This is a genomic window from Deltaproteobacteria bacterium, from assembly GCA_016178705.1.
GTDB lineage: Bacteria > Desulfobacterota > Binatia > HRBIN30 > JACQVA1 > JACOST01.
In genome coordinates this window covers 152,391-167,726 of the sequence record JACOST010000030.1, presented here as the reverse complement: position 1 = coordinate 167,726, position 15,336 = coordinate 152,391, and the positions used below count along the sequence as shown (strand labels likewise).

At 64.4% G+C, this 15,336-nt stretch carries 15 protein-coding genes; 13 read left to right on the top strand and 2 right to left on the bottom strand.

From position 1 onward, the window contains the following. The first annotated feature begins 6 nt into the window (after nt 1-6). Nucleotides 7-1,236: a cytochrome c gene (locus tag HYR72_21735; protein MBI1817607.1), complete on the top strand. Its 1,230-nt coding sequence runs from the start codon at nt 7-9 to the stop codon at nt 1,234-1,236. A gap of 153 nt (nt 1,237-1,389) precedes the next feature. Here HYR72_21735 and HYR72_21730 read toward each other — a convergent pair whose 3' ends face one another. Beyond that, nucleotides 1,390-2,511 carry a HupE/UreJ family protein gene (locus HYR72_21730; GenBank protein MBI1817606.1) on the bottom strand — a complete coding sequence of 374 codons (1,122 nt, stop codon included), beginning with the start codon at nt 2,509-2,511 and terminating at the stop codon, nt 1,390-1,392. Then, nucleotides 2,508-3,710 (bottom strand): hypothetical protein, encoded by a 1,203-nt coding sequence (locus HYR72_21725; GenBank protein MBI1817605.1) that lies wholly within the window; start codon nt 3,708-3,710, stop codon nt 2,508-2,510. Before HYR72_21725 ends, HYR72_21730 begins: the two co-directional genes overlap by 4 nt. A 275-nt stretch (nt 3,711-3,985) precedes the next feature. Between HYR72_21725 and HYR72_21720 the strand changes: the two genes are divergently transcribed. The 12 genes from HYR72_21720 to HYR72_21665 all read left to right on the top strand — a co-directional run bounded on the left by HYR72_21720 (nt 3,986) and on the right by HYR72_21665 (nt 15,327). Continuing rightward, nucleotides 3,986-4,438, top strand: coding sequence for a hypothetical protein (locus tag HYR72_21720; GenBank protein MBI1817604.1), 453 nt, complete (start codon nt 3,986-3,988; stop codon nt 4,436-4,438). Nucleotides 4,439-4,517: 79 nt separating this feature from the next. After that, nucleotides 4,518-6,164 (top strand): DUF4331 family protein, encoded by a 1,647-nt coding sequence (locus tag HYR72_21715; GenBank protein MBI1817603.1) that lies wholly within the window; start codon nt 4,518-4,520, stop codon nt 6,162-6,164. A gap of 80 nt (nt 6,165-6,244) precedes the next feature. Then, a complete protein-coding gene (locus HYR72_21710; protein ID MBI1817602.1) occupies nt 6,245-7,234 on the top strand; it encodes a hypothetical protein in 990 nt (329 codons plus the stop codon). Nucleotides 7,235-7,316: 82 nt separating this feature from the next. Continuing rightward, nucleotides 7,317-7,865 (top strand): sigma-70 family RNA polymerase sigma factor, encoded by a 549-nt coding sequence (locus HYR72_21705; protein MBI1817601.1) that lies wholly within the window; start codon nt 7,317-7,319, stop codon nt 7,863-7,865. Continuing rightward, nucleotides 7,862-8,704 carry an anti-sigma factor gene (locus HYR72_21700; GenBank protein ID MBI1817600.1) on the top strand — a complete coding sequence of 281 codons (843 nt, stop codon included), beginning with the start codon at nt 7,862-7,864 and terminating at the stop codon, nt 8,702-8,704. The genes HYR72_21705 and HYR72_21700 overlap by 4 nt, the downstream gene beginning before the upstream one ends. 122 nt (nt 8,705-8,826) lie before the next feature. Further along, nucleotides 8,827-9,459: a sigma-70 family RNA polymerase sigma factor gene (locus tag HYR72_21695; protein ID MBI1817599.1), complete on the top strand. Its 633-nt coding sequence runs from the start codon at nt 8,827-8,829 to the stop codon at nt 9,457-9,459. Further along, on the top strand, nt 9,456-10,049 hold the full coding sequence (locus HYR72_21690; GenBank protein MBI1817598.1) for a cupin domain-containing protein: 594 nt from the start codon (nt 9,456-9,458) through the stop codon (nt 10,047-10,049). The genes HYR72_21695 and HYR72_21690 overlap by 4 nt, the downstream gene beginning before the upstream one ends. A 126-nt stretch (nt 10,050-10,175) precedes the next feature. After that, the gene (locus tag HYR72_21685; protein ID MBI1817597.1) at nt 10,176-10,706 is read left to right on the top strand and encodes an RNA polymerase sigma factor; all 531 of its coding nucleotides are present in this window, start codon (nt 10,176-10,178) and stop codon (nt 10,704-10,706) included. Further along, nucleotides 10,696-11,310, top strand: a complete 615-nt coding sequence (locus tag HYR72_21680) for a VOC family protein (GenBank protein MBI1817596.1) — start codon at nt 10,696-10,698, stop codon at nt 11,308-11,310. Before HYR72_21685 ends, HYR72_21680 begins: the two co-directional genes overlap by 11 nt. Beyond that, nucleotides 11,303-12,175: a methyltransferase domain-containing protein gene (locus HYR72_21675; GenBank protein ID MBI1817595.1), complete on the top strand. Its 873-nt coding sequence runs from the start codon at nt 11,303-11,305 to the stop codon at nt 12,173-12,175. Before HYR72_21680 ends, HYR72_21675 begins: the two co-directional genes overlap by 8 nt. 33 nt (nt 12,176-12,208) lie before the next feature. Then, complete coding sequence (locus HYR72_21670) at nt 12,209-12,985, top strand: inositol oxygenase (protein ID MBI1817594.1); 777 nt, start codon at nt 12,209-12,211, stop codon at nt 12,983-12,985. Between the two features lie 332 nt (nt 12,986-13,317). Then, entirely contained in the window at nt 13,318-15,327 is a 2,010-nt protein-coding gene (locus HYR72_21665; GenBank protein MBI1817593.1) for a VCBS repeat-containing protein, read from the top strand. The last annotated feature ends 9 nt before the right edge of the window (nt 15,328-15,336 follow it).

Genomic DNA, 15,336 nt, shown 5'->3' with positions numbered 1-15,336 from the left:
CCCACCATGCGTTCACGATTTCTCGAACATCGGGACTTTTGGCCACTGCTGGTCGCATCTGCCGCGTCGCTGCTGGCTGTCCTGATGGTGGTGGTGCGCGAGTACACGCCCGAATGGAAGCATCATACCGAGACGTTTCGCAACCTGTTGAAGGCTCGCGGCGCGTACGATGCTGCGTCGGTGGTCCCTGAGGATGTGCAACAGATTTGGTTGCCGGCGCTCGACCGCGTCGATCGTTGTATGAGCTGTCACGTCAACTACGACGCATCGATCTCGACGCTTCCGGAGCTGCCCGCGCTCTACCGCGCGCATCCCGACTTGCCTTACATGGCGAAGCATCCGTTTCCGACGTTTGGATGCACGGCGTGCCACGGCGGGCAGGGCTACGCGCTTGACGAGGCGGGCGCCCATGGCCTCGTCGAGCATTGGGATGATCCGTTACTCACCACCGCCTTGGCCACGCAGTATGGTCTCACCAGGGCGCAACTGATGGAAACCAAGTGCAACACCTGTCATCGCCACGACGACTCGACGGCGGGAACGGACCTCGTCAACATGGCTAAGGAAATCTTCGACAAGAAACACTGTACATCGTGTCACGGCCTGTTAGGTAGCGGGGGTTTGGCCGCCTCGGATCTCAGTTACGATGGCGACCTCAACCCCGAATATCTGGATTTCTCGGCTGTCGATGGACCGAAGACGGCGCTGAATTGGCAGATCCAACATTTCAAGAGCCCACAGAAGCTCGTGCAACGCAGCGGCATGCCCAACTACCGCCTCAATGACGACCAGGCGAAGGCGCTGGCGCTGCTGATGTTGAGCTGGCAACGGATCAGCTTCCCGCCGCAATACATTCCGGCAGCGCGCAAGCGCCCGACCGCAGTCCTGCCCGTGGTCCGCGACGTGCCTTACCCGCCGTCCTCGACGACCCCGCTGGGCCAACAAGGCCGCTACATCTTCATGAATCGCGGGTGCAACACCTGTCACCGTATCGGGGGCGGCAAACTCATCGGCCCCGACTTGGCGGGGGTCACCAAGCGGCGCAACGACAAGTGGCTCACCCTGTGGCTGAAAGATCCGGCTGCCGTAGTAGCGAGAGATCCCGAGCTGCAAACCTGGTCGCACGAATTCGGCGACATCGTCATGCCCAACCAGAATCTCGACGAGGCAGAAGTCAACGCCGTCATCGGCTACATGAAGGAGTTTCCCGAGACGGACGCGACGAACCATCCATGAAATCACGAGCGGATGCGTCGCGGGTTGCCGGTCACCATGGCCGACCTCGAAGAATCGCACGTGATCCCAATCAGCGGACACGAGCTGTTGTACCCACTGCGCGTTGCGCATATCAGAAATCGCGCCGCAGCGCATCGCGATCAGCGCGGTGCCTCAGGACGAGAGCAGTCGTAGGTCCAGCGCTCGCTCGACGAACCACACCGCGGCGAGCACCGCGATCAGTGACGACGCGACGACCAAGGTGAAGCGTTGGTAGAACCACGAACGGCGCACGACGTAGGCGAGCGGAAGAAACGAACCGACGATCGCCAATTGACCCGCTTCGACCCCGGTGTTGAATCCGACCAGCGCCAGCAACAGCGATCCCGTTGGCAATCCGGGATCCGCCAGCACGCTTGCGAAACCGAAGCCGTGCAACAGCCCGAAGCCGAAGCCAACCAGCCAACGGCTCTGGTGGAATACTGGATAGGTATTGTTCAGCGCCGCACAGACCACCGAAGCGGCGATGCCCGACTCGACCAGCCGCGACGGCAGGTGAACCGTTCCCAACGCCGCCAGGCTGAGGGTAATGGAATGCGCCAGCGTGAATGCGGTCACGATCTTCAGCGTCTCGATCAACGCCGGGCGGAACTGCGGCACGACGTGCCAATGGCCGGCGTCGCGCCGCAGCACCGCGGGCATCAGCAACGTGAGCAGAAACAGGATGTGATCGTAGCCGGTCCAGATGTGCCACACCCCGTCGCGCCAGAAGTCCAGGACGGATCGCCATGGACTCAGTGTCGCCAAATCGAGCCGTTGCGTCGGGCGATCAGGACTGAACACTGCCGTGCGCGTACCGCCGGAGTTGGTGAAGTTCAGCAATCCCCGATGTTGCGGGTCGAGATCGAAGAATAGACCGTAGCGGACGTCGAGCGCGTCCGCTGGTCGCGGGCAGTTGACGGTGAAGCGCAGCACTGCGTAGGTACCGTCCGAGTGGTGATCGACGAGATGCTCGGTCACTTCGGTGACACAGCCGACCCCGCTCGCCTCGATGTGAAGCCGCGCCAGCGTGTAGGCAGCGATGGCGCTCTGCTGCGTGCGCACCTCGCCCCAAGTGATGGCGCTATCGCCATTGCTGTCCAGACCAATCGCATAGTCGAGGTCGCGCAACGCGATGTCCCACTGTCCGTGGATTTGCGGCTGGCTGGTATCCAAGCTCAGATAACTGTCGCTCGGCTTGTGCGCATGGGCGGCCACCGCCCACATCAACAGGACGAAGACGATCAGAGTCTTCATGGTCGCGTTGCTCGTAGTCGTTCGCCAAGCGCGGCGAGTTGCGTGTCCTCGAGTTTGGTTTGCGCGAGGAAATCCAGCACCGGTTGCGCGGCCCGCGGCTCGCCGTTGGCGATCGCGGACTCCAAGAGCACGCGTGCGTCCGAGGGTTCGCGCTGGACTGCCCAATTTTCGCGCGCGAGTCGGAGCGCTGGCGCGGGCTGCTTCAACAGATGGAGAGCGAAGAGTGCCTCCTCACGCCGGTGCACCGTATCGCCGCGCAGGTGAGCGGCCGCAAATCGATCGCGCAGCGTCTCGACATGTTCGTCGAGGCCGGGAGCAGCGGCCATTTTCTCGGCGAGCGCGAGACGCAGCAGCAGCGCATCGGCGCGGGTCGCGTCTGCCAAGAGGTCGATCACCGCGTTCGCTCGGCCTTGATCGAGAAGAAAATCCGCATACGCCGCGAGCAGGTAGTCGTCCGGCACGCCGAGCGCGATGGCTTGCTTGAAATGCGCGTCGGCGGCGGTGGCGTCGCCGAGTCGCGCAGCAATTTCGGCCAACAGCGTCAGCGCCCACAGGCGCACGCCGGGATTTGCTTCGTACGTTTCAGTGAGGGCGCGCCGGAGCATCGCATAGCTCTCGTGCGCTTCGCCGTTGAGACTCTCCACGCCGCTGGTGCAGATGACTGCCACCAACGGCGTCGCCCGCTGCAGCCCCTGCTCGCAGCTCCGTCTCGCCTCGGCGTACTCACCGCGGACTTGCAGTATCACCGCTCGCGTCAGCCATGCCTGCGTGTTGTCGGGATCGGCCTGCACCGCGCGCGTGAGATCGCTCAGGGCGCCCTCGAAGTCATGATTGTGTTGTCGGATCGTTGCCCGCAAGACCAGCACTGAAACTGGAGGCTCGGGCGACGCCCACCAGCGCGCGAGAGCGGCTTGGGCGTAGCCGTAGTAGCGCGGGTCGGAGCGGGCGCGTCCCTGTTCGACATAGAGCCAGGCGGCTCGTGTGGCGAGGCTGATGTTGCCGGGTTGCTGAGCCAGCTCGGCGCGCATCGCCCGCACCTTCCGCGCGCTCGTATCCAGCGGCGAGACAGGGAGTCGTTCCAACACCGCCTCATCGTCGGTCGGGACGTACGGAAGCGCCGCCGCGATGCGCGGATTCCACAGTGCGATGATTCCGCCGAGTAGATACGCGAACCTACGTCGTGTGCCGAAAGCCTGCATCGTCGAATCTGCTGACAAGATCGAAGCTCACGTTTCCTAGCCCTCTATACGATGCAGGTGGAAAAACGGTTTTCGAAAATCCGATTGGTCTTCCATTTTGTCTCCCACTCAAGAAATCCATTTCGATCGCCGCATGCGTAGTGACATCTGAATGCGACGCCGGTGCGCGACGAAGCCACAGCAATCCAATCAGCACGGCGCCGCGTATGAGCTGCGTTGGTCGCACATCGCAAAGAGCGCAGGCGCCCCCGCGCGCAGGCAAGGAGAGAACTACTATGATTTGGACTGCTCCATACGGAGGAAGCCGGTTCGGCTCCATCAGCAAACGGCTGGCGATTCTGATTCTTCCAGCCGCGTTGCTCGTCGGCTGTGGCGACAGCGATGGCGGGACATCCGTACCGACTCCGACCGCCCCGCCCGCAACCCAGACTGCGACGGCGATTCCGACGCATACGCTGACGCCGACGTGGCCGCCAACGGCCACGCCGACAACGGGCAACACGAGCGCGAGCGCAGCCTGTACGAAGCTCGCGAGCTGCACTCAGTGCTTCCTCAATCAGCGAGGCACGTGCCTCAGCACGGAAGACTGCGCCGGCCGGCTCACCACCGACGTGGCACGCTGCATCAACGCGGTCACCGGCTGTGATCAGCAGACGCTGGGTACATGCCTGCCCTTCGGTTGCCAGGGGACCGGCACCGGGTTGTGCGACATGACGCCCGCGACATGACGGGCGAATGAAGATGGTTTGAGATGGTTTCTCAGGAGCGATTGGAATGGACACCTCTAGTCAGGAAAGGAGCACCAGCATGAAGAAGCGAATCAGCGGGATCAGCCTCGCGGCAGGATTGCTCGCCGCCATAGCCGCAATGGTCTCGGCGCCGCAGGCCGAGGCTTCCAGTCACCGCGAAGCCCTGGCCACGGTGAACGACCCGTGCATCGACAACACCGACGTCTACGCGTGGGTCACCCCTGGTGACCACGGCAAGCTGTACCTGATCTCCGGCTATGCCGGGTTGCACGAACCCGGCCAGGGCAATCAGCAGGCACGACTGTGTGAGGACGTGCTGTACGAGTTCCACATCGCGCGTGGCACGGCGGATCTCGACGACGATCTTACCTACCAGATCCAGTTTTTCTCGACGACGCCGCGCCAGTTCGAGAAGGGCAAAACCTGCACCAAGGAAGACGGCAGTCCGGATCTCATCAACTGTGGCAATGAGCTGTTGATTCAGCAGAGCGGCGTGCGTCAGTACTACAAGGTGACCAAGGTGGAGTACCCCAACGGGCCGAGCGGCGCGCCGGTGTCCACGCTGATCACCGATGAGAACAATCCGCCCGAAGTCGCGCCGCCCAATGTCGGCCCGCGCACCGACCGACTGGTGTACCTCCAGCGCTACCCCGGCCGCCTCCAAGACGACGGCCTCGGCTTCAAGCCGTACACGAACAACGCCGCGGAAATCGCGGATACCCAGCGATCCAACGAAGAAGGTCTGTACTGCAAGAACAACGACGCGTTCGCGCGCAGCTTCATTGCGCCGCTGGGCAACGGCGGCTCGGAAGGACGGTCGTGGGCGGGTACGCGCGACGATGCGTACTACTTGGACGAGAAGGGCATCTTCGACGTGCTGAACCTCGGCAAAGGCGCACTGCCCATCGGCGGTGCGCTCCCCGAAGGATACAGCAGCATCGGCGCCCGCCGAACTCGCGGCGAGGATGTGTTCGACGGGTACAACCTGAACGTGATCGCGCTGGAAATTCCCACCACCAAGATCCTCGGCACGTCCTCGATCCCGCACAACGGCCAACCGGGCAACGACTCGCTGATCGGCGTGTGGGCCTCGGCCAGCCGCCGGCGCGACCGGCGCTATGAGCCCAACCAAGACAGCACCATCTCGTGCGGGCCGTGGGTGCAGGTGGGCCGCGAGGGATTGCCGTTGGTGAACGCCGGGCTGATCGGCACGCAGGATCAGGGTCTGTACCTGCGCACTCAACCGAAGAACGACGTGGCCAACTTCGGCGCGTACTTCCTGCGCCCGGTCCTGGTACGTGACGAGGAGGCGCTTGGCACCTATGCGGCGCTTGGAGTCGGCGGCGCCACCTTGGCCACGCTCAAAGGAGATCGTTTCGATATCATCGACACCATCAACCTAAAGAATATTCCGACGCAGGGCGCTCACGACGTTCCGCTGTCGGCCACCGGTGACGTGCTGCGGGTGGATGTAGCCACCGACTCCGCGTTCCCGAACGGTCGCCGGCTAACCCCCGGCGGAAACCGCGAGACGGTCGACGTCAGCGATACGACGATCACCTTGATCGTAACCGGCGGAGCGCTCCACGTTGGCGACGACGTGGACTATCAAGATGGCACCTATCTCGATCAATTCCCCTGGCATGCGTGTCCGCACCAGGGACTCACCGAGGGGCATGGAGCGGTGAACGTTGACAATCCGTAATTGCGCTCTTCTGAGCGAACACCCGACGGCCTCCGGCGATTCATCGCCGGGGGCCGTTCGCTCGTTTTGAATGACCGCATGTGAGGCAACGAAATATGATGCAGCTCTATTGGGTGCGCCGCGGCTGGTCGCCATTCGTCTTGCTGGCGTTGCTGCTGTCGGCGTGCCAGCCGTCGAGTCAGGGCAATCCTGCGACAGAGCTGCCCACCAAAGCGCAGATCACCGAAGCGAAACCGCTGTATCCGCAAGACATCGGGAAACCCGACCCGCTCGCGGAGCGTCTCTGCGACGCGCTGCAGGCCTTGCCGCAGCGCCGAAAGGCCGAGTGCTGTGGCACATCGGCATCGGAAGGTCTGACCAGCGAGTGCGCGCGTATTCTGACCGCCACGCTGCGCGACGGGGCGGTGCGGATCGAAGCGAGCGCCGTCGATCGGTGCATCGAGGAAACCTCGAAGCAGCTCGCCGGCTGCGATTGGGTTAGGCCACTTCAACCCGCACCGCCCGATGCCTGCCTGGGAATCATCCAAGGACAGCTGAAGGCGGGCGCGCAATGCCGTTCGACGCTGGAGTGTCGTGACGGGTTGATCTGCGGTGGCGCGCGGACAACGGTTGCCGGCGTGTGTCGAGAGCCGAGCGCGGTCGGCGGTGCGTGCAGCAGGGCCGTCGATACGCTGGTCACCTACGCCCGTCAGCCGACGGATGATCGGCGCCACCCCGACTGCGTGGGTCACTGCTTCCAAGGTCAGTGCGCTCCATTCGCCGCGGTCGGCGAGTCCTGCTTGTCCAATCAACAGTGCACGGCCGGTGCACACTGCGCGGCGGGTCGCTGCGAAAACGGACCGCCACCCAAGATCGGCGAACCCTGCGACAAGACCGTCTGCGAAGGCGCCGCAGCCTGCGTCGACGGCAAGTGCGCCGCGCTCAAGCGCAGCGGCGAGCCCTGCATGTCGCCGTTCGAGTGCCAGGGCAGTTGCGTCAAGGACGCCGGTGCAACGCTCGGGACGTGCGGCATGCAATGCAGTTGGGTCCCGCCCACGGCGATTCAGCCCGCGCGGACGCCGGCGCCATAGCGCGCGTGGCGGGAAACATCCAAGTGTCTCCGCTGCGCGTAGGGTAGAATGAGTAGGTGACAGCGGGAGCCGAGGAAAGGTAGTGGAAGCGCAGGAACTCGCGCTCGCGCTTGGTCGCGGCGAGCAGCACGCATTGGCCGAACTCTACGACCGCTTTGGCGGCGCGGTGTATCATCTCGCGTTGCGCATCACCCGCGATCCGAGTACGGCGGAGGAGATCTGCCTCGATGCCTTTCTCCAACTGTGGCGGCAAGCCGCGCGCTTCAATGCCAACCACGGGAGCGTCCAGAGTTGGCTGTTCACCATCGCGCGCAGTCGCGCGATCGATCGTATCCGCGCGGCCGGTGCGGCGAAGCGCACGGAAGTCGAGGACCCGATTCCGGTGAATGCGGTGCAGCAACCCGACGAAACGGCCGAGTTTGCCGAGCGCCGCGAATTGGTGCGTGAGGCGATCGCCACCTTACCGGCGGTGCAACGCACGGCGCTTGAATTGGCGTACTATGAAGGACTATCGCACTCGCAGATCGCAAATCGTCTCAATGAACCTCTCGGTACTGTGAAGACAAGGATCCGACAAGCCATGATCGCGCTGCGGCAAACGCTGGCGCCGGTTTTGTCGGTCACATCATGACGCACGAACAGATTTACGCCGACCTCTCATCGTATGCGCTCGGTGCGCTCGATGCCCACGAACGGGAGGAGATCACCGCCCACCTCGCCGCCGGTTGCGTGGGGTGTGAGCGCGAGCTGGCAAGTTGGCGCGAGCTGGTCGGCGTGATTGCGCTGGGCGGACAGGATGCGCCGCCGCCCAATCTCAAGCTGGCGTTGTTCGAGCGCGTACGTGCGAGTGGTGCCGGCGCGCGACCACCGGCCACAGTGGTGTCCCTCCGCCGCTGGCCGCTGGTCGCGTTGGCGCTGGCGGCAACCGCGCTGCTGGCGATCGGCATTGCGCGCGACGTCCAATGGCGCGGCACGCTGAACGGGCAGCAGCAAATGGTGGCGCAGTTGCGCGCGGATCTGACCGCAGCGCACGGCAACCTGGATCGCGTCGCGCAGCAACTGACGGCGCAGGAGAAGGACCTGACCTCACTGCGTGCGGTGCTGGCCGCAGCGCAAGAATCGCTCGCGATCGTCCAAGCCCCCGGCTTGCGTCTAGTGCGGCTCAAGGAAGCCCCGCAGGCGCAACCGGGCGACGGCCACGTGCTCATCAGCGCCAACGGTCGCGCCCTGTTCTACGCCTTCGATCTCAAGCCGCTGCCCCCAGAGAAGGCGTACGAGCTGTGGTGGATCACCGAGAAGGAAGGCCCGATCAACGCCGGCGTGTTCCGTCCCGACGAGCGTGGCCTCGGCCGTATCGAGGTGGCAGTGCCGACCGGGGCCGGGGCGGTTCAAGCAGCGGCGGTTACCATCGAGCCCGCCGCCGGCGTTCCCAAACCGACCGGACCGATGATCCTGCTCGGAAACATTTGACCGCCCAGAGATCCAAATCGCGCACCGCGATCGTATGAGTAACACGGATGATCGCGCGTACAGCCCAAACCAGTTCGCAAGCGAGTTTGTATGTTGCCCGTGGCCGAGCGCGGGTGATAGAAATGCCGTTACGACGTATGCATTGGGCGGAGTCACCGGAGCGGGCGGTCAAGGAGTCCGAATCGATTGCGATCGTCCGTCGCGCCGCCGCCGGTGATCACGCCGCGCTTGCCGAGTTGTACGACTCCACCAGCGCGATGGTGTTCGGCTTGGCGGTGCGTATTTTGAACGATCGCACGGCGGCCGAAGACATCGTAGTCGAGGTCTACGCCCAAGCCTGGCGCAGCGCCAAGGCGTATGACCCCAGTCGCGGGACACCGTCGTCGTGGTTGATGACGCTGACCCGCAGTCGCGCCATCGATCTCCTGCGCGCGCGTCGTCGCGACCAGGCCAGCGAACCGCTCGACGCGGCCAGTGCCGTTCCCTCTGCCGAACCGGAGCCCGAGGACGCGACCATTGCGGTTGAACAGCAGCGGTTCGTGCGCCGCGCGTTGGCGGGCCTGAGCGTCGAGCAGCGCGAAGCCATCGAGCTTGCGTACTTCGCCGGCCTCAGTCATACCGAAATCGCCGCGAAGCTCCGGCAGCCTCTAGGGACCGTGAAGACACGCATCCGCTTGGGTATGCTGCGCTTACGTGAACAGCTCGCGCCATTGGCGCCGGGAACGTTGGCAGTTGGTAAGGAAGTTGGACAATGAGACCCGACCACTCGCTTGAAGACGCGCAAGAGCAGGCCGCATTGTACGCGTTGGGTGCCCTGCGTGGCGAGGACGCGCAGGTGTTCGAGGCGCACCTCGCCAGCGGGTGCGAGATCTGCGCAGCCGAAGTGCGCACCTTCAATGCCGTCACTGCGGAACTCGGACGTGCGGCCCGCCCCCAGACACCGCCCGCGGCCGCCCGCGCGTGCGTGCTAGTACAGGCGACTGAGGCAAGCGGCGCGACCGTGACCGAGAACGCCGGCGTCCGCATCGTCCGCTCCGCCGGGTTGCAATGGAATGCAGGCAATGCCCCCGCCGTTGAGATCAAGACCCTGCACGTCGATGGCGAACGCGGCTACAGCACCAAGCTCGTGCGCATGGCACCGGGTGCGACGCTGATCGCCCACCGCCACACCGATGTCGAAGAATCGTACGTGATCGAGGGCGACCTGCTGGTCGCGGGTGAATTGATGCGAGCCGGCGACTACTGCCGCGCCGAGCCGGGTTCGGTCCACGAGGGCGTCTCGACGATCCACGGCTGCGTCTTCATCGCCGTGCAGTCGCAGCGCGACGAGTGGCTCACAGCCTAGGAATTGCGGATTGCTGATCGTCGATTGCGGATTGAATTGTCCGCTCCGACAATCCGCAATCCCAAATCCACAATCCACAATCGCCCGGTGTGACTTTTCGCCGCGGCGGCGCGATATACGCGGTAGATGGCGATTGACTCACGCGAAGACCGTCAGTTGATCACCGCGGCGCAGGCGAACCCCGCGGCCTTCAGCTTCATCTTCTCACGTTACTACGGCGCAATCTTTCGCTCCTGCATCCTTCGCACCGGCGATCCGGGCGAGGCCGAGGATCTCGCCATGGACGTGTTCACCGAAGCCTTGGCCGCGCTGCCACGCTATCGCTGGGACGGACGGCCGTTGCTGGCGTGGCTGTTCGCGATTGCCCGCAATCGCAACGTGTCGAACGTCCGCAAACGAGCGGTGCGGGCACAGGTGATCGAGGGCGAGAGCGCGAGTACACGCAACGGGCTCGACGAGGCGTGCCTCGATGCCCGCCGCGTGCTGGGAAAACTCGATGCGCCAACCGCCGAGGCGTTAGTGCTGCGCTTTGTCGTCGGCTGCTCGTTCGACGAGATCGCCGAACTGCAGGGCATCGCGTTGTCGGCGGCGAAGATGCGCGTCTATCGCGCCATCGCCAAGGCGCGCCGTCTCATGGGAGTTGACGATGAAGGGTGACGACGAACGCGCGGAACAATTGGCCGCCATGCTCGACGGCGGACCGGTGACGGAAGAGATCGAACCGTTCACGGCTGCAGTGCGTCGCGTGCGCGACGTGCTGTCTCGCCTGAGTCCGGACCCCGATCGGGTCGCCGCATTACTCCCGAGACTGTACGAAGGCCTGATCGCGGCGCAGAGCCAGCTGGCGATCGAGCTGGCCCATCCGACCGTGTACGTGCGCGACATGCAGGCGGCACTGGCATTCTATCGTGACGGGTTGGGCTTGCGCGTCGTCGATGAAGGGAAGTGGCTCTCGCTGCTCGCAGCCGGCTCAGCCAATGTCGCGCTGCACTGGACCGGCAGTGCAACGCAGCGGCCGCAGGTCGGCGACATCCGCCTCGAGTTCCGTGCGGATGACCTCGATCGCGCGGTCTCCGCGCTGCGCGGCGGTGGTATGCGCGTCGAGGTCCGCGTCGATCCCTATCGGCGCGAACGCTACGCCGAGGTGCACGATCCCGATGGACACTTGGTGCGGGTATTCGGTGGACTGAACGCAACCCAGCGCGTGCAGCAAGCGCCACGCGAGTCGATCAGCGCGGCGAGCGGGAAGCCGAATGAGTGAGATCGCCGCGACCCGTGCGCGTTTCGCCGCAGCGATTGCGCAACAGGGCAACCTGCGCTCGCCCGCGCTGGTGCAGGCGCTCGCGACGGTGGCGCGCGAGGACTTCCTCCCTCCGGGTCCGTGGGCGGTGTGGGAGATGCTGTCGTGGCAGTATGCGACCACGCCCGATGCCGATGCGCGGCGCGTGTACTGCGATGCACCGATTGCGATCGACCGTGAGCGCTTGCTCAACAATGGCCAGCCGAGCTTCGTCGCGATGTTGATCGACGCGCTCGATCTGCACGGCGGCGAGCACGTCGTTCATGTCGGCTGCGGTACCGGTTACTACACCGCGGTGCTCGCGCAAACGGTCGGTGCGGCCGGTCACGTCATCGCGATCGAGTACGATGCCGACCTGGCGGCGCGCGCCCGCGCCAACCTCGCCGACGTGCCGCAGGTCAGCGTGATTCACGGCGATGGCTGTACCCACGATTCCGGAATGGCCGACGCGATGCTCATCAACGCGGGCGCCACGCATCCGCGCGCGCTGTGGCTCGATCGCTTGCGCAGCGGCGGGCGGCTGATCGTACCGCTGGTGCGCTGGCCGTCGGACGCGAGCGAATCGGGTGTACGCGGCGGCGGCGTGGTGCTCAAGGTGACACGCGGCGAGATCGGCTATGCGGCGCGAATCGTCTCGTCGGCGATGATCTTCCCGTGCATCGGTGCGGTCGACACCGACGCTGACCAGCGACTCGCTGCGGCGTTTGCGCGGATGACCGAGGCCGACGCGATCCGCTCGCTCCGCCGCGACGTCCACGAAGCCGACGCGTCGTGTTGGCTGCACGGCGATGGTTTCTGTCTCTCAATCCGCCCCCCGAACACTTGAACCAGTCGACCCTGGCTGGGTAAGATGCGGTTCATGGAACACACGCAATCCGCGCGCCCCTTGGTGAACGATTCTTTCCACAGCGATCTCGACAACCTCTACCTCCGCAACCATCGCGATCAGACGATGGCGAAGGTGATCGCGCTGCGCACCAAGTACGGCGCACGCCGTTTGGGCAGGGCGACGGTGTGGGATCGGCTGATGTCTTTGCGCGAAGTCAACGACGAGTCCGATGCCGACCTCGAAGGCATGAGCCAGCTTGGTCACGCGCTGCAGACAGCGAACTCACTCGCCGATGCCGGCCTGGGCGACGACTGGATCATCACTGGTCTGGTGCACGACCTCGGCAAGATCATGCTCGAATATGGCGAAGCGCAGGAATTCGTGGTTGGCGACATTTTTCCAGTCGGCTGCCGCTACTCGCCGAAGATCATCCGCTACGAGCTGCTCAAGCAGAATACCGATTGGAGCAACCCTGACTATCAAACCCAGAACGGCATTTACGACGAAAGCTGCGGCCTGGATCGCGTTGTCTTCAGCTACGGCCACGACGAGTACACGTACCAGGTCGTGAAGGACTGCTTGCCGCCGGACTTCGCGTGGACGATCCGCTACCACAGCTTTCAATCGATCGCCGGCGACTACCTCCATCTCTTCGACGCCGATGACCTGCGCCGCCGCGAGAGCCACATGAAGGTCTTCGCCGTGCACGACCTGTACACGAAGAACCCCCACGTCGTGTTGGAGTCACGGCTGCCAGAGTACGAGGCGCTGATCAAGCGCCGATTTCCCGACCCGATCGAGTGGTGAGCGCCCAGCGTGGGCCGACGGCGATCGCACAAACGGCCCGCGCCGTGATTGCCTGCTCTTGCGATCGCGTGTCTCCAGCGGCACATGGTGTTAGGCGTCGGCGGAAGAGACGGCACGCCGAACGGTGTTCCGCAGATTTCGCCTTGACACATGTATCCAGTTTCCGGCAAGTCTACGGCTGCAATCCAAGGTTCTTCACCCGCGTCGCCGGAGAACGCGGGAGCTGAGTGTTTGGTCCGTCTATGCGTTTGTCCGCTGCTGTCTCGTGCCACCTGGCTGTGGCTGTCCTTACCCTTCTGCTGCCAGTATCCAACGCCCGAGGCGGAGTGCCGGTGAGCTTTGCGCCGCCCGTGTCGTACCCCACCGGCATGAGCCCGAAGGGGGTTGCGGTCGGCGATTTCGACGGCGACGGAGTGCGCGACCTCGCAACCGCCAACAGCAGCGCCGGCACGGTCTCGATCTTGGCGGGCTCCGTTGATGGAACGTTCAGCCCAGTCGTCGCAACGCTGACGGCGGGGGCCGGTCCGGCGGCGATCGCCGCGGGCGACTTGAACGATGACGGACTCGATGATCTGGTGATCGCGAACCTGACAGCGGGCACTGTGGCCGTCTTTGTCGCGACGGGGCAGGGATTCATTTTCTCCCCGTCCGCAACGCTCACTCTGAGTGGCGCGAAGCCGGCGCCAGTGGCGCTCACGCTGGGTGCGTTCGACAACGATGCGACCCTCGACATCGCCGTGGTCAACGCGGGCGCGAGTCGCATCGAGTTGTTCACTGGCAATGGTGACGGGACGTTCACGGTGGGGCAGCAATTGTTCTTCGTCCAGGACGTCGTGGCGATCAGTACCGGCGACCTCAATGGCGACAGCAACCCGGATCTGGTCGCGGCACGGACCACCCCGGGCACGGCGGCGGTCTTCTTGAACTCGAGCGACGGCTTCCATGCCTTCGGCAACATTGGAGCGGTCGCTGCCCCGTCGGCGATTGCCGCGGCCGACGTGAACGACGACGGTTTCGCCGATCTGCTCGTCACTGGGCGCACCGACAATCGCCTGGTGGTGCTGTCGGGCAACGGTGACGGCACGTTTAATCCTCCGGTGCAGTTCATCGTTGGCGCCACACCGCGCGCCGTGGCGATCGGTGACTTCAACAATGATGGCCTGCCTGACGCCGCGACCGCCGACCAAGGTGGCGGCGCGCTGAGCATCCTGCGCGGCGCCAATACTGGAACCTTCGCTCCGGCTCAGACGTTCAGCGTGGGCGGGGCGCCGGTGGCGTTGGCGGTTGCGGATTTCAACTTCGATGGCTACCTCGATGTCGTCACCGCCAATCAGACGAGCAATGCGGTCTCCGTCTTGCTGAACCTGACCGGGAACGTCACGCCACCACCAACGCCGACCCCCGAGGCGGGACCAGAAATCATCATTGGTAGCGACGTCGCTTCTCCCGGTGCCGCGGCCCAGATCGTGGTCAGCCTGCAGCGCCACGGTACCGAGGTCACCGCGGTTCAGAACGACATCCGCTTCGATACGGACGCCTTTGTTCTGAGCACCGACGATTGCGTGGTCAATCCGGCCACCGGAAAGAACCTCCGGAAAAACCTGGTGACAGACAATCTCGGACGTACATCGCTGCGCGCGATCGTGCTGTCATTCACCAACGCCGACGTGATTCCCGACGGTCCGCTGTACACCTGTACCTTTACCGCCCGGACGACGGCACTCGGCGGTGTGTACCCGTTGATCGCGCGCGCGGCGGTCGCCAGCGCGGCGTCGGGGGACTCGATTCCCGATCTGACGACGGTCGACGGCGCGATCATTGTCGACGCGGCGACGCGGACACCTTCAGCCACTCGCACGCGAACGCCAACGCACACTATCACCCCCACGCCGACACGAACCAGCACCGTGACGTCGAGCGCAACGCCGAGCAGCACGCCGACGATCACGCAAAGTCGCACGTCGACTCCGACCGGGAGTCACACCGCGACTCCTACTGCCAGTCCGACGGTTACCGCGACCGCGACGCCCAGCCCTAGCGCCGCCGACACTGCGACGGCCAGCTCAACTCCCTCACTCACGGCGAGCGCCACACCAACCTGGACGACAAGTCCAACGGCGAGCGCGAGCCCCACCCTGACGAACACGCCGCCGTTGTGTGTCTGCGATTGCGACCACGACGGGGCGGTGACCGTCGACGAGTTGATCCGCGCCGTGAATATCGGGCTCGGCACTGCCGATCTCAATCTCTGTCCAGCGGCAGACGCGGATCACATGAATGACGTGACCATCGAGGAGATCGTGCAAGGCGTGAACAACAGCCTCAACGATTGTCCGAAGTAAATGCAGCGC